The 14,238-nt window shown below is 37.5% G+C and carries 10 protein-coding genes; all 10 read left to right on the top strand.

Translation table 11 applies throughout. The features are described 5' to 3' along the window. Positions 1–68: 68 nt before the first annotated feature. The 10 genes from WAX78_RS17675 to WAX78_RS17630 all read left to right on the top strand — a co-directional run bounded on the left by WAX78_RS17675 (position 69) and on the right by WAX78_RS17630 (position 14,130). Positions 69–1,184: a GerAB/ArcD/ProY family transporter gene (locus WAX78_RS17675; protein ID WP_336483302.1), complete on the top strand. Its 1,116-nt coding sequence runs from the start codon at positions 69–71 to the stop codon at positions 1,182–1,184. A 79-nt stretch (positions 1,185–1,263) separates the two neighbouring features. Continuing rightward, positions 1,264–1,386 carry a hypothetical protein gene (locus WAX78_RS17670; protein ID WP_336483301.1) on the top strand — a complete coding sequence of 41 codons (123 nt, stop codon included), beginning with the start codon at positions 1,264–1,266 and terminating at the stop codon, positions 1,384–1,386. A gap of 522 nt (positions 1,387–1,908) precedes the next feature. Further along, entirely contained in the window at positions 1,909–4,125 is a 2,217-nt protein-coding gene (locus tag WAX78_RS17665; RefSeq protein ID WP_336483481.1) for an MMPL family transporter, read from the top strand. Positions 4,126–5,208: 1,083 nt separating this feature from the next. Further along, the gene (locus WAX78_RS17660) at positions 5,209–8,403 is read left to right on the top strand and encodes a bifunctional cytochrome P450/NADPH--P450 reductase (RefSeq protein WP_336483480.1); all 3,195 of its coding nucleotides are present in this window, start codon (positions 5,209–5,211) and stop codon (positions 8,401–8,403) included. Between the two features lie 705 nt (positions 8,404–9,108). Continuing rightward, on the top strand, positions 9,109–10,503 hold the full coding sequence (locus WAX78_RS17655; protein WP_336483300.1) for a sensor histidine kinase: 1,395 nt from the start codon (positions 9,109–9,111) through the stop codon (positions 10,501–10,503). Between the two features lie 157 nt (positions 10,504–10,660). Continuing rightward, positions 10,661–11,734, top strand: a complete 1,074-nt coding sequence (locus WAX78_RS17650) for an ABC transporter permease (RefSeq protein ID WP_336483479.1) — start codon at positions 10,661–10,663, stop codon at positions 11,732–11,734. Further along, a complete protein-coding gene (locus tag WAX78_RS17645; RefSeq protein WP_336483299.1) occupies positions 11,734–12,447 on the top strand; it encodes an ABC transporter ATP-binding protein in 714 nt (237 codons plus the stop codon). Before WAX78_RS17650 ends, WAX78_RS17645 begins: the two co-directional genes overlap by 1 nt. Positions 12,448–12,673: 226 nt before the next feature. Then, positions 12,674–13,042 (top strand): HsmA family protein, encoded by a 369-nt coding sequence (locus tag WAX78_RS17640; RefSeq protein WP_336483478.1) that lies wholly within the window; start codon positions 12,674–12,676, stop codon positions 13,040–13,042. A 181-nt stretch (positions 13,043–13,223) separates the two neighbouring features. Continuing rightward, entirely contained in the window at positions 13,224–13,622 is a 399-nt protein-coding gene (locus WAX78_RS17635) for a DUF2871 domain-containing protein (protein ID WP_336483298.1), read from the top strand. A 13-nt stretch (positions 13,623–13,635) separates the two neighbouring features. Next, the gene (locus tag WAX78_RS17630) at positions 13,636–14,130 is read left to right on the top strand and encodes a CcdC family protein (protein WP_413789205.1); all 495 of its coding nucleotides are present in this window, start codon (positions 13,636–13,638) and stop codon (positions 14,128–14,130) included. The last annotated feature ends 108 nt before the right edge of the window (positions 14,131–14,238 follow it).

The raw sequence follows: 14,238 nt of genomic DNA, 5'->3' as shown, positions 1-14,238 counted from the left end.
GCTTATAAATAATTACCTCCTTGTGCATCCTAATAGTAAAAAAATAGATAAAATGAGGTAGGTAAGCCATGATTGAAAAAGGAAAAATTTCATCTTTTCAGATGGGAATTATAATGTATGTAACCGTATTGGCCACAGCTATTTTGGTTCTTCCATCGGCTGCAGGGAAAAGTGCGAAGCAAGATCTCTGGCTATCACCAATATGGGCTTCCCTGATCGGTTTTCTGTCATCCTGGATTTTCATTAAGCTAAACAAGTTGTATCCCAGGGAAAATATTATTCAGTACAGTGAGCATATTATTGGAAAGTTCGCCGGAAAGGCCCTTGGGTGTATATATTTATTTCTTATTCTTTTTGAGAATGGCTTGGTTATACGGGACTACGCTGAATTTATCATTATCTCCTTCCTTCCTAAAACCCCACTATACGTCATGTTTTCTAGTATAGTGCTCGTCAGTGCACTTACTGTATACGGTGGAATAGAAGTACTGGCACGCGCAACACAAATTTTCTTTCCAATATTCACTCTTCCTTTTCTGCTGCTGATAGTTCTGCTTCTACCCGATATGGAATTCCATAACATACTTCCTATCATGGGAAATGGAGTTTTACCATCTATCCGAGGAGCAATTGATGTTCAGTCATGGTTAGGCGATTTTTTTTATATTTCTTTTTTACTGCCTTTTCTGCAAGATCGAGAAAATAGAAGTAAATGGGGCATGTTTTCTGTTACGGCTATTGTACTGACCATGGTGATTACAAATTTGATTGCGATTTTTGTATTCGGCGGGATTACTCAAAATTATATATATCCATTATTAAATCTTGTTAAGTATATCAGTATCGCTAGTTTTTTTGAGCATATTGAAGCGCTTATTATGGCATTGTGGGTTATAGGTATCTTTGTTAAAGTTTCTGTCATTTATTATGCGCTTGCACTTGGGACAGCCCAGTGGATAAACGTGTATGATTATAAACCATTTGTGCTTCCATTGGGGTTTCTCCAAGTTCTATTTGGTTTTTGGGTAGCTTCCAATTTTCAGGAACTAGCATCATTTTTATCCAAGAGCTCAATTTTTTTCTTTTTTTCTATGCAAATCGTACTCCCACTTTTTCTTCTGTTAATTGCTTTTATGAAAAGAAAATTAGGAGATAAAGATCTTACTCATTCAAACATTCGATAATTTGCAAATTGTAAACTTGGGCAGTTGTTCTAGACCAGTAACGGCTGATTTACTTTATATAATGTGAAAAAAGTTAAAAATGGTATCTCGCCAACTGGAAACTTTATCTTTTGTAACAATTCGAAGATATAAACCGCATGATATCGAAGACGAGGGTGTAAATAATAACTACCTTCAAAAAGAATTTGAAGATGAAGACTAGTTTAATCAGCTATCCTTAAATGCTCAATTAATAGCGATTACTCAATTGCAGTCGTTTTTTAGTTATTTAACTAAGTATATTTACTCGTCCTTTGAACAAAGCCCACTTTTCTGGCCAGTTGTTGGAGAGCTTGTGAGGACAAAGATCGTTGCAATACCTGTGAAAACAGAATAAGTTCATTTGAAACCTCGCTACACATAAAAAACACCATCCTCTCCACTATATTACAGAAAGAATAGCGTTTTTTTGTTTTTGGGGTAATGATTTGCTCTAGCTTGATGGGCATGTAGCGATACCCCTTTATAGATTTCTTTTTTCATATGCAATTTATCATTTAAAAACGACGCAAATTATCTCCTAAAGTTACACAACATTTCGAGCTCAATATTTCCATTTGTTCACAAAATAGAAACAAAGTTAAGAACTAATTATCGACACAATTTTTGTAATATTCTGTTCATATTCTGTTCATATTTCTATTCTAAAATTTTCATGAAATTAAAAAAGGAGGTTACATATGTGATGAATCGTCCTTTATCCAAACTTGCTCGCTTCATAAGTAGTCCAAAGGGTGCCAAAATAGTTTTAATTGCTTGGATTCTTGTTATTGGCGTTTTAAGCCTCATCGCACCATCAGCCAAAAAGTACGCAACAAGCAGCGGTGAAGGAAGCATACATGAAGATACGCCGTCTGCTGTAGCGCAAAAGATATTAGATGAACAAATTCCATCTAAAGATGGTGCCGTCGCCCTCCTTGTTTTTCATGGAAAAAACGCCATCACTGAGGCCGAGCGCGCAAAAATTTCAGAAATTAGCAAGTGGCTTTCTTCAGATGATAAACCAAAAAATGTAGCAAGTGCATTACCATTCCACCAACTCCCCAAAGCCACACAAGATAAAATGTTTTCCAAAGATAACACGACTATTCTTTTAAATGTTGCGCTAACGAAAGGTTTAGAATCAGATCAAATTTATGAGACATTAGATCAAATTCGAAACCATGTAAAACAAATGGATATCGGTGACTTAAAGCTTGAGATTACAGGTCCAGCTGGAATTGCAGCGGATACGATTACGCTGTTCAAAAATGCTGACTTCGTATTAATGTTTGCAACAATCGGATTAATTCTCATTATATTAATCATCATTTATCGTTCCCCATTGCTCGCTGTCATTCCATTAATCATTGCTGGTATCGTATATGAAGTAGTCGATCGCATTTTAGGATTAGCAGGCAAAAATGGATGGTTCGTCGTTGAAAAACAAGCTCTTTCCATTATGATGATTCTGCTCTTTGCAGTTTTAACAGATTATTGTTTATTCATCTTAGCTCGTTATAGAGAGGAATTAAAAAAGACTGATTCGAAGTACGATGCCATGCAGACTGCATTAACGCAAGTAATGGAACCTATTCTCTTCAGCGGCGGAACAGTGCTGGTTGCGATGCTTACATTGTTCTTTGCTGTTTTTAATGCATATCATAACTTTGCCCCAGTATTTTCAGTTGCCATGGTGTTCATTCTTCTTGGAGGCATCACACTCATTCCCGCTCTATTTGCACTAGTAGGTCGAAAAGCATTTTGGCCTTTCATTCCAAAAGTAGCCGAAAAAGAAGAAAAGTTAAGCGGCTTCTGGACAAATGTAGGCACTTTTGTAAAGAAAAAGCCTTCCATCACAGCAGGTATACTTTTAATTATGCTAATCCTTGCCTCAATTAATGTCGGATCCATGAAATATTCATTTAATTTAATGAAGTCATTTCCAAATGACACTTCATCGCGGCAAGGTTTTGAAATTTTAGAGGAAAACTTTCCACCAGGACAATTAGCACCTGTGACTGTTATTTTAAAATCAGACAAAGAAATTGTATTAGACCAACCATTTGTTGAAAAATTAGCTTCATTATCAAACTCAATTAAAGAACTAGATGGGGTAAATACCGTCACACCTGAAATCACTTCAGGATTATCCACACCCAATTCGAACTTACCAAAAAATTTCTTATCAGAAGAAAAGCATGCCATCAGACTGCAATTGACTTTACAAGACAATCCTTACGACAAAGCAGCTTTAAATACAATAAGTAAACTACGAGACAATAGTAAGGACTTGTTAACGAAAAGCGGCTTCGATTCAGAACAATATTCATTGCATTATGGTGGGCAGACAGCACAGCAACTAGATGTGCAATCTTTAAATCAGAAAGATACGATCGTGACGTTCTCACTCATTTCAATTTTCATTTTCATTATGCTTGCATTCCAATCAAGATCTATCATTATAGCACTAACAATGATGATAACAATGTTACTTTCCTATGCGGCAACCCTAGGGCTGGGATGGATGATCTTTCATTATATTTTAGGTTACGATTCAATTAGCTATCGTCTACCAGTCTACACCTTTGTATTTCTCATTGCATTAGGAGTCGATTATAATATTATGCTTGTATCTCGCATCAAGGAAGAGGCACAAAAGTATGAATGGAAAGAAGCTGTGGCACGCGGGGTTGCTTTAACAGGAGGCGTCATTTCATCAGCAGGTATCATACTCGCAGCTACATTCGGCGTACTCATTACACAACCACTGCAGGAACTCTTTCTGTTCGGTTTGACGATGACAATGGGAATTTTAATTGATACGTTCCTTGTTCGGGGTATGCTGCTCCCTTCGATTCTAATTTTTTTCAAACCAAACCGTTCTAAACAGATTTCATCAGTCCCAACAGATTTGAAATAACCGTAAGATAATTGTTCCACCTGTAGCTTTGAAATAAAGTGAAACTTCCGTCAGTGGGGGTTTTCTTCATCCCACACTGACGGTTAGTTGAACCAATCGGGCTTTTACGGGCAGTTGTCCCCCACCTATCTTCTTAAGAAAAGCGGAAGCGGCTCGCTCAGAATCGCAGGACGTTGGAGCTCAAGGCGGAGAGGCGCTTTTTTCCTCGTCCGAGGGGGCGGAGATTCTAGCCGCTAGAACTGGACAATGCTTCACTCTCAATCTTGAGGTGAGAGTCTTACTGCCCGTTAATGCGGGATAAAGTTTGATCAAAAATGCCTCGCAATCCAAATTTTTACGATAAATAAAAAGAATCCATTTTGAAAAAAGATTGATCAAAATGGATTCTTCCCCAGCAGATTTAAGTTTGGTTTTTATAAAAAAGTTTGATCATTTCTACCTATGTTGTTCAACAATCGCGCCCGATTACGGAAGATCATTCTAAAAGTTTTGCTGTACTTATCTTGCAGAATAGCCACCCGTTAATTTAAGTGAAAACATTCACATTCTGCAGAAGAAATCACTTCATAGAAACCATCAATAACATATGTCATAGGTAGGAATTGATTGCATAAAAGAATGAACCTTTCAATTCACGAGGGAACATGGCCCCTCTGTTAGCAAGTTGGAAAACTAATTGCCAAAAATCAGCCTGGATTGATCAATCCTTTACCTAGCATCATAATCATAAGCATATTGGTAAAGTATAGAAATGAAGCTAAACGATTCTATATGATTAACTTTTAATCCCAAGCCTTTTCACGACCAAACTTATCCTTTTATTGTAAAAGGGATCGAATTGGATGTTCTTGCAGACCAGCATTCGGAGGAACTCATTGTCATGTTGTTATCATCCGTTGCATATCAACAGGCCACCCCTCATGTTTTGGGGAACTTTACAACTGTAACAAAAGACAGAGAGAGATGGAAACAAGTTATCAAACACAGCTTAAAAGTAAACTTTTTAAAGTAGTGCAGATAGGTAAAATTTTTCAAGCAAGAATAATCACTAAAATAGCATGCTCTTTTGAAAGGATGTTTTTAATGAAAAAGCTTAATGATATTCCCCAACCTAAAACGTTTGGTCCATTAGGTAATGTACCTCTACTTGATAAAGATAAACCGCTCCTATCGTTTATCAAGCTGGCGGAAGAGTACGGTCCCATTTTTCGGCTTCAAACTCCAGGAGATACCGTCATTGTCGTTTCTGGGCATGAACTGGTAGCAGAAGTCTGTGACCAGTCACGGTTCGATAAAAGTGTAGAAGGTCCTTTAGCAAAGGTTCGTCCCTTTGCTGGAGACGGGTTATTTACAAGTGGAACACACGAGCCTAACTGGAGAAAAGCCCATAATATTCTGATGCCTACATTCAGCCAGCGGGCAATGAAGGATTACCATGCCATGATGGTCGATATTGCCGTACAGCTCGTTCAAAAATGGGCACGGCTTAATCCGAATGAAGAGGTGGATGTCCCGGGGGATATGACCCGTCTTACATTAGACACGATTGGTTTATGCGGTTTTAATTACCGGTTCAACAGTTATTATCGTGAGACTCCTCATCCTTTTATCACCAGCATGGTCCGTGCTCTAGATGAAGCGATGCATCAAACACAACGATTAGATATACAGGACAAACTCATGGTGAGAACTAAACGTCAATTTCAGCATGATATCCAAGCCATGTTTTCTTTAGTGGATAACATTATTGCCGAACGTAAGGCCAATGAAAACCAGGAAGAAAATGATTTGCTTTCCCGTATGTTAAATGTGAAGGATCCGGAAACGGGCGAAAAACTGGATGATGAAAATATTCGTTTCCAAATCATCACCTTTTTAATAGCCGGGCACGAGACAACAAGTGGATTGTTATCCTTTGCGATCTATTACTTATTAAAAAATCCGGATAAATTGAGAAAAGCCTATGAAGAAGTAGATCGGGTATTAACAGGGCCCACTCCAACATATCAACAAGTTCTGCAGCTTAAGTATATCCGGATGATTTTAAATGAATCGCTGCGTCTATGGCCTACCGCACCAGCATTCAGCCTTTATGCAAAAGAAGACACGGTGATTGGCGGAAAATATCCGGTAAAGAAAAGAGAAGATCGGATTATGGTTCTTATTCCACAGCTGCATCGAGATAAAGATGCATGGGGGAACAATGCAGAAGAATTCCATCCCGAACGGTTTGAAGATCCGGATAAAGTTCCTCATCATGCTTATAAGCCATTTGGAAATGGCGAGCGGGCATGTATCGGTATGCAGTTTGCCCTTCATGAGGCCACTCTCGTACTGGGAATGCTTCTCCAGCATTTTGAATTCATCGATTATGCGAATTATGAGCTGGACATTAAACAAACATTAACGTTAAAGCCAGGTGATTTTAAGATAACGGTTCGCTCCCGAAATCAAGCTGCCATCCGTCCATCTGTCCTAACACCTGTAGCAGAGACGCCGGAGGACCATAAGACGGAACAGCAAGTTCAGAATGCAGCTTCTCTCCAAGGACTCAATAATCGTCCGCTTCTTGTTCTTTACGGCTCTGATACTGGAACTGCTGAGGGTGTAGCACGGGAACTTGCGGATACAGCGAGTTTGCATGGCGTACGGACTGAAGTATCGTCTTTAAATGACCGAATTGGTAACTTACCGAAAGAAGGAGCCATTCTCATTGTTACTTCTTCTTATAACGGAAAGCCACCGAGCAATGCTGGACAATTCGTACAATGGCTTGAAGAACTACAACCTGGTGAGCTACAAGGTGTTCATTATGCGGTGTTTGGCTGTGGAGATCATAACTGGGCCAGTACCTATCAGAATGTCCCGAGATATATTGACGAGCAGATGGCTCAACAGGGAGCCACAAGGTTCTCAACACGCGGAGAGGGAGATGCAAGTGGAGACTTTGAGGAACAGCTCAATCAATGGAAACAAAGCATGTGGTCGGATGCGATGAAAGCTTTTGGATTGGAGCTCAATGAAAATGTAGAAAAAGAACGCAGTACCCTAAGCCTTCAGTTTGTCAGTGGCCTTGGAGGGTCTCCTCTTGCTCGTTCGTACGAAGCAGTGAATGCAACTATTGTGGAAAATCGCGAACTCCAATCAGCTGGCAGTGATCGAAGCACTCGGCATATCGAGGTGGCCTTACCGCAAGGAGTTACTTATCACGAAGGAGACCATCTCGGAGTGCTTCCACACAACAGTGAGGAAAATGTCAGCCGCGTTCTCCGTAGGTATAATTTGAATGGAAATGATCAAGTAGTGCTGACAGCAAGTGGACGAAACGCAGCTCATCTGCCACTTGATATGCCTGTTAGTTTACGTGATCTTCTTAGCTATAGTGTGGAAGTGCAGGAAGCAGCAACCAGAGCACAAATACGGGAACTGGCATCTTTTACGGTTTGCCCTCCGCACAAACGCGAATTGGAAACTTTAGTGGAAGAGGGAATTTACCAGGAGCAAATATTAAAGAAACGTATTTCCATGTTAGATCTTCTCGAAAAGTACGAAGCATGTGAAATACCGTTTGAGCGGTTTTTAGAACTTCTCCCTGCACTCAAACCGCGTTACTATTCTATTTCAAGCTCACCACTCGTTGCCCAGGATCGCCTGAGTATTACAGTTGGTGTTGTAAGCGGACCTGCACGGAGTGGACGAGGCGAATATAAAGGGGTCGCTTCTAACTATTTAGCTCAACGTCACAACGAAGACAATATTGCTTGTTTTATTCGTACTCCACAATCAGGTTTTCAGTTGCCAAAAAATCCTGAAACGCCAATTATCATGGTTGGACCAGGAACTGGGATTGCACCATTCCGAGGGTTTTTACAATCACGGCGCATCCAGAAACAGCAAGGCGTAAAGTTAGGAGAAGCTCATCTATATTTCGGTTGTCGTCATCCTGAACAGGATTATCTCTATCGTACAGAATTACAAAAAGATGAAAAGGATGGCATATTATCCTTACATACAGCTTTTTCGCGTCTGGAAGGACATCCAAAAACATATGTACAGCATTTAATGAAACAAGATGGAGACAAGTTAATTTCTTTATTAGATAACGGCGCTCATCTTTATATATGCGGTGATGGAAGTCGAATGGCTCCGGATGTAGAGGATACTCTTTGTCAAGCTTATCAGCGAAATCATGGGGTAAGTGAACAAGAGGCAAGAAATTGGTTAGACCAATTGCAACGTGAGGGACGATATGGAAAAGATGTGTGGGCTGGAATCTAAGCTCCGTATTAGACAGTAATACACAATATTTAAAAACAAAAATCCCGTATCCTTTATTGGATTTGGGATTTTTACTTAAACATAGATATCCAATTTTCTTTAAAGGTGTTATTCCACGAACTGGCCCTTTAGTTGAGTAACTCTAATGCTACCCAACGGTTCCTTAATCCGCCTTTCAGTTCAGATCTTCTTTTCACTTTTCACTATAAAAACACCCCTTTAGATAAAGTGAAACTTCCGTCAGTGGGGGGCTTCATCCCCCACTGACGGAAAGCTCTCACCAATCGGGCTTTTACGGGCAGTTATCCCCCACCTATCTTCCTTGCTTCTCTCTGAACCTTGAGGTGGGGGTCTTACTGCCTGTTAATGCGGGATAAACAGATCCAAAGGGGCAAAACATCGCAACTTTTTTACAAACAGTTAATCTGTATTTCAAATCAATACCACCCGCTATTTCTTATTTTAGTGGTTCATCGTTTTAATGAGATGAAAAGTGTGCTATCAGTTTTACTGACAGCACACTTTTTGCTTTATTCGCAATTGTAATAACGTGTTCATCTTCTGTTCATAAACATTTCTTATTCTACAAACGTAGAACTCCGTCAGTTTTTTCTTCCTCCCCCACTTCTCTTGTTTATTTCTCAAAATTTTAAGGTGGAAGTCTTACTGTCCAAAATTAGAAAAATGAATTAGAGGTGAAATACTATGCGATCATTATATTCACGATTTGTCATTATATCGATTTTTATTATGTTAATTAGTAGTGTTGTAGCATTTTTACTTACAAATGTATATTATCATGTGTACTTAAAACCATATAACAGTGAGAAAATTTTAAAGTATGCAGAAGAAGTAAAGTATTTATATGAAAAGAATACGGAACTTACTAAAGATGATTATTTACAATCTATTTCTAGCCTCGGCTTTGAAATTTACTTAGTAGACGATAAAAAACAAGGTAAGCGGTACGGCGATGATTTCAAGAAAATGAATATTAGCGCAGGGACGATTGAACATGTATTAAACGGAAATATATACAATGGGATTTTAACATATCCTAATCGCTTATTTGCTACCGGCTTTTTTGACAATACACTTTCGAATAGTATAGGAATTCCTGTTGAAAATAACGGTAAAGTGTATGCGCTATTTATTCGCCCAGATATTCAACAGCAATTTGGAGAATTACGTATTTTCTATGCTGTTTTATTAGGATTAACTATTACAATCAGCCTGATTTGTATCGCGATAGCTACCCGCTTTGTCGTTCGCCCTATTCAAAGATTTACAGGCGCGACAAAAGAAATTGCAAGTGGTAACTATGATTTAGCACTGCCAGAAAATCGCCGCGATGAAATTGGAACACTTGCAACTAGCTTTCGGAAAATGGCCAAAAGATTACGAAATTCAGAACAGATGCGCCAAGAATTTGTTTCGAATGTTTCACATGAATTTCAGTCACCATTATCATCTATCCAAGGATTTTCCAAAACATTACAAACAAATGATTTAACGAAATCTGAGCAGACACATTACTTAGAAATCATTGAATCAGAAAGTCGACGCATGTCCAGTTTATGTAAACAATTATTAATGTTAGCATCGCTTGATAAAGAAGCTCTTACTTTACTTAAGCAACCTGTTGATTTAGGGAAACAAATAAAAGATATTATTTTTATGCTTGAGTGGGAATGGCGAACAAAAGAACTTGCAGTTGAAATGGATGTTCCTAACATACAAATTTACGGAGATGAAAACTTGCTTCATCAAGTATGGACCAACTTGTTTACCAATAGCATTAAATTTACAGAAAGCGGTGGAACAATTTCATTTGAAGCAGAAAAACTGGAAACAGAGTGGCGTATTTCGATTACTGATATGGGTATTGGTATACCTGAGAATGAAATCAAAAAAATATTTGATCGTTTCCATAAAGTCGATAATGCCCGAAACAGAAATGTAAACGGAAGCGGATTAGGTCTTTCTATTGTAAAAAAAGTAGTTGACCTTCATGGCGGAGCAATAACAGTTGAGAGTGAATTGGGAAAAGGCACTACCTTCTCTATTTACCTTCCAAAACAAGAAGAAGAGTCTATCTAAAGGATAGGCTCTTCTTGTTTGAGACTATCACGTTTAAAGACGTCTACATTTTGCGTGCACTTTCCCATTAGGAAAATCTGTAATCTTTTGTTCATATTCCGTTCATATTTCCTCTTTATGATAAGAGCATAGAACGAAACAAGGAGGAATGAACGTAATGTTTTTAGCACTTAAAGAATTAAAACAATCAAAATTACGATACGGATTAATCGGTACAATTATGATGCTTTTATCATTTCTTGTACTTATCATATCAGGTTTAGCAAATGGTTTATCTCATGATAATGCCTCTTCTATTATCGAAATGAAAGCGGACAAGTTTGTAGTATCAAGTGATGCCGAGGGTAAATTATTACGCTCTCAAATTAAGAAAGACGACGTAGATAAAGTATTAGCACAAGTTGATGAAAAAGATGCGGTTCCAATGCATCTTAAAATGACGACATTTACAAAAGAAGGAAGTTCAAAAAAAGTTGACGCTGCTATTTTTTCAAGTAAACAAGATTCATTCATTGCCCCAAAAGTGATTGAAGGGAAAAACAGCGCTTTAGCAGACGATGAAATCGTTGCTGATGAATCTATCAAAGAAAAGGGTGTAAAGCTTGGAGATAAGCTAGTAGATCCTATTTCTAAGAAAACTTTCAAAGTTGTCGGTTTTACAGAAAATCAAATGTTCAGCCATACACCAGTTGTTCATATGAATGAAAATGTATGGAGCAGCATTGCACTGCCGAATGAAAAAGATTACAGTATCATCGCTCTAAATACTGATAAAAAAATCGATAATGCAGATAATGTAAAAATTGTTGATAAAAAAGAAGTACTTCAAGGTATTCCAGGTTATAAAGAAGAACAAGGAACGTTAACGATGATTATTGCGTTTTTACTTGTAATTTCAGCATTATTAATCGGTGTTTTCTTCTATGTTATTACATTACAAAAAACACACCAATTAGGCGTATTAAAAGCAATCGGAACAAAAAACTCATATTTAGCAGGTAATTTAGTTGTACAATCTATCTTCTTATCTGGTGTTGCTCTTGTAATCGGCATTGGCTTAATCCTTGCAGTGGAAACTATTTTACCAGCCGGCATGCCATTCTTATTAACAACAACAACAATCGCACAATATTCAGGTATCTTTATCTTAATTAGTGCATTCGGTACACTAATTTCTCTATATCAAGTATTGAAAGTAGATGCACTAGAAGCAATCGGAGGTGGAATGTAATGGTAACAGAAGTGAAATGGGATAACCCAGCGTCATTATTAAAGCTTGAACAAGTAAGTAAAGTATATGGCGAAGGAGATACAGAAGTAACTGCCCTGCATCCAATTACATTAGATGTAAAAGAGGGCGAATTTATCGGTATTGTTGGTCCGTCAGGTTCAGGAAAAAGTACATTGCTTTCCATTGCAGGTGCACTTCTTTCCCCTTCAAAAGGAAACATTTATATTTCTAACCAAAACGTAACGAATTTATCTGAAAAAGAGATGACAAGTATTCGTTTAGAAAAAATTGGATTCATATTCCAATTCGCAAATCTCGTACCTTTCTTATCGGTTAAAGAACAACTTTTATATATCGCTAAGTTAAAGGGAGAAAATAAAAAAGAAGCTGACAAGTTTGCAACTGAATTACTGAAAACATTTGGATTATCACATCGAATGAATCATTATCCAAATCAACTTTCAGGCGGTGAAAAACAACGTGTAGCCATCGCTCGTGCTTTTATGAATAATCCAGACTTAATTTTAGCCGATGAACCTACTGCTAGCCTTGATTCAAAACGTGCTAGAGAAGTAGTTGAATTAATGAAGCATGAAGTTAAGAAAAAGAAAAAAGCAGCCATTATGATTACACACGATGAAAAAATGCTTGATGTATGTGATCGAATTTTAACACTTCGAGATGGAAAATTACTAAAAAGCAACGAAATCTAAAAGCAAATGTTAAATTAGAAAAACTTTCTTATCCCCTTATTTGACTAGGGAATAAGAAAGTTTTCTTTCATTTAAAATACACCTTCACTTTTTATTTACATCATAATACAATTCTAATATAATGATTAAGCAAATTTTTATGTAATATTGCGTTCATATTCTATTCATAATTCTCATGTAACATGCTTTATATAAAGCAAATGATTCTTAGGAAGGAATGATGAACGTGTTAGCATCTGCTATTACATGTATTACAGCTGCACTTATTTTTTATACAATCGGAGTATGGAGTGAAAAATTTCAAAAAACATTAAAACCTTGGCACGTCGTTATTTTTTGGCTTGGATTAGTGTGTGATACGCTCGGAACTTCATTAATGGAGAAAATGGCTTCAGCAGGATCTCTCCTCAGCTTTCACGGAATCACAGGCCTATCAGCAATTTTACTTATGCTATTTCATGCTGTTTGGGCAACAGTTGTGTTAATAAAAAAAGATAGAAAAATGATGACAACATTCCATACACTAAGCGTTATCGTATGGTTCATTTGGTTAATCCCATATATTTCTGGCCTCATATACGGAATGACAAGATAAAGTGAAACTTCCGTCAGTGGTCCCCCACTGACGGAAAGCTTTCACCAATCGGGCATTAACGAGCAGTAAGCCTCTCTGGATCTTGAGGTGAGAGGCTTACTGCCCGTTAATGCGGGATAACTTTTAAATATGGCTCTATTCCCAGAAATAAACATTGCTAATACTACCTTAGGAGGTTATTATGAAAAAGTTATATAATGCATCTTTTGTCTATTTAATTATCGGTTTATTTTCCGGTGTATTTGCAAGAGAATATGCAAAAGCGCAGGGAATTCAAGGCACTACTCTGCTGAACCTTTTGCACACGCATATGTTAGTCCTTGGATTTTTGTTCTTTTTAATTGCCTTTGCATTATCAAAATCATTTGCATTTCATGAAGTAAAAGGTTTTAACGCGTGGTTCATCGTTTATAATATAGGATTGATTGCAACAGTTGGTTCACTGGCGGCCCGTGGACTTCTTCAAATAAATGGAACTGATTTTAAAGGATTAAGCCATATAGCAGGAACGTCTCATACTATCATTGGCATCGCTCTAGTTTGGTTTATGATTTTATTAAAAAAATCATACAAAGGATAAAAGGAGATAAACTATGAACTTAAATATAAACTTCCCCGTTATAATGAGTATTGTTGCTCTTTGCATGGCTATTGGAATGATGATTATTCGCTTAAAATCAGCAAAGAAACCTGTATCATTAAAAAAAATTATACTCCCACCAATTTTTATGAGTACGGGAGCATGCATGTACATCTTACCAGAATTTCGATTAACAACATCAGAAATTTGGGAAGCTGTTATCGTTGGTTTATTTTTCTCTATTTTTCTTATTAAAACATCAAAATTTGAAATACGCGGAAAAGATATTTATTTAATACCTTCTAAAGCATTTATTTTTATTTTAGTCGGGTTACTTGCTGTCCGCATCGGTATGAAAGAATATTTAAGTCAATCAATTGATTTAGGACAATTAAGCGGTATGTTCTTCTTACTTGCTTTTGCGATGATCGTATCTTGGAGAGTTGGAATGTATCGTGCATTTACGAAATTGCAAAAGGAAATGAATTCTGTAGGAAGCAGCCTTTAATTAAAAAAGCGCATCTCTAAATAACGTGAGCCCGGTATTGTACCAGGCTCACGTTATTTATTTTCTATAGTGTTGGCTTCCCTAGCGACCTTTACACACACTTCCGAT

This window comes from Bacillus yunxiaonensis (genome assembly GCF_037104695.1).
GTDB lineage: Bacteria > Bacillota > Bacilli > Bacillales > Bacillaceae_G > Bacillus_A > Bacillus_A yunxiaonensis.
This window is presented reverse-complemented; position numbering and strand designations above follow the sequence as displayed.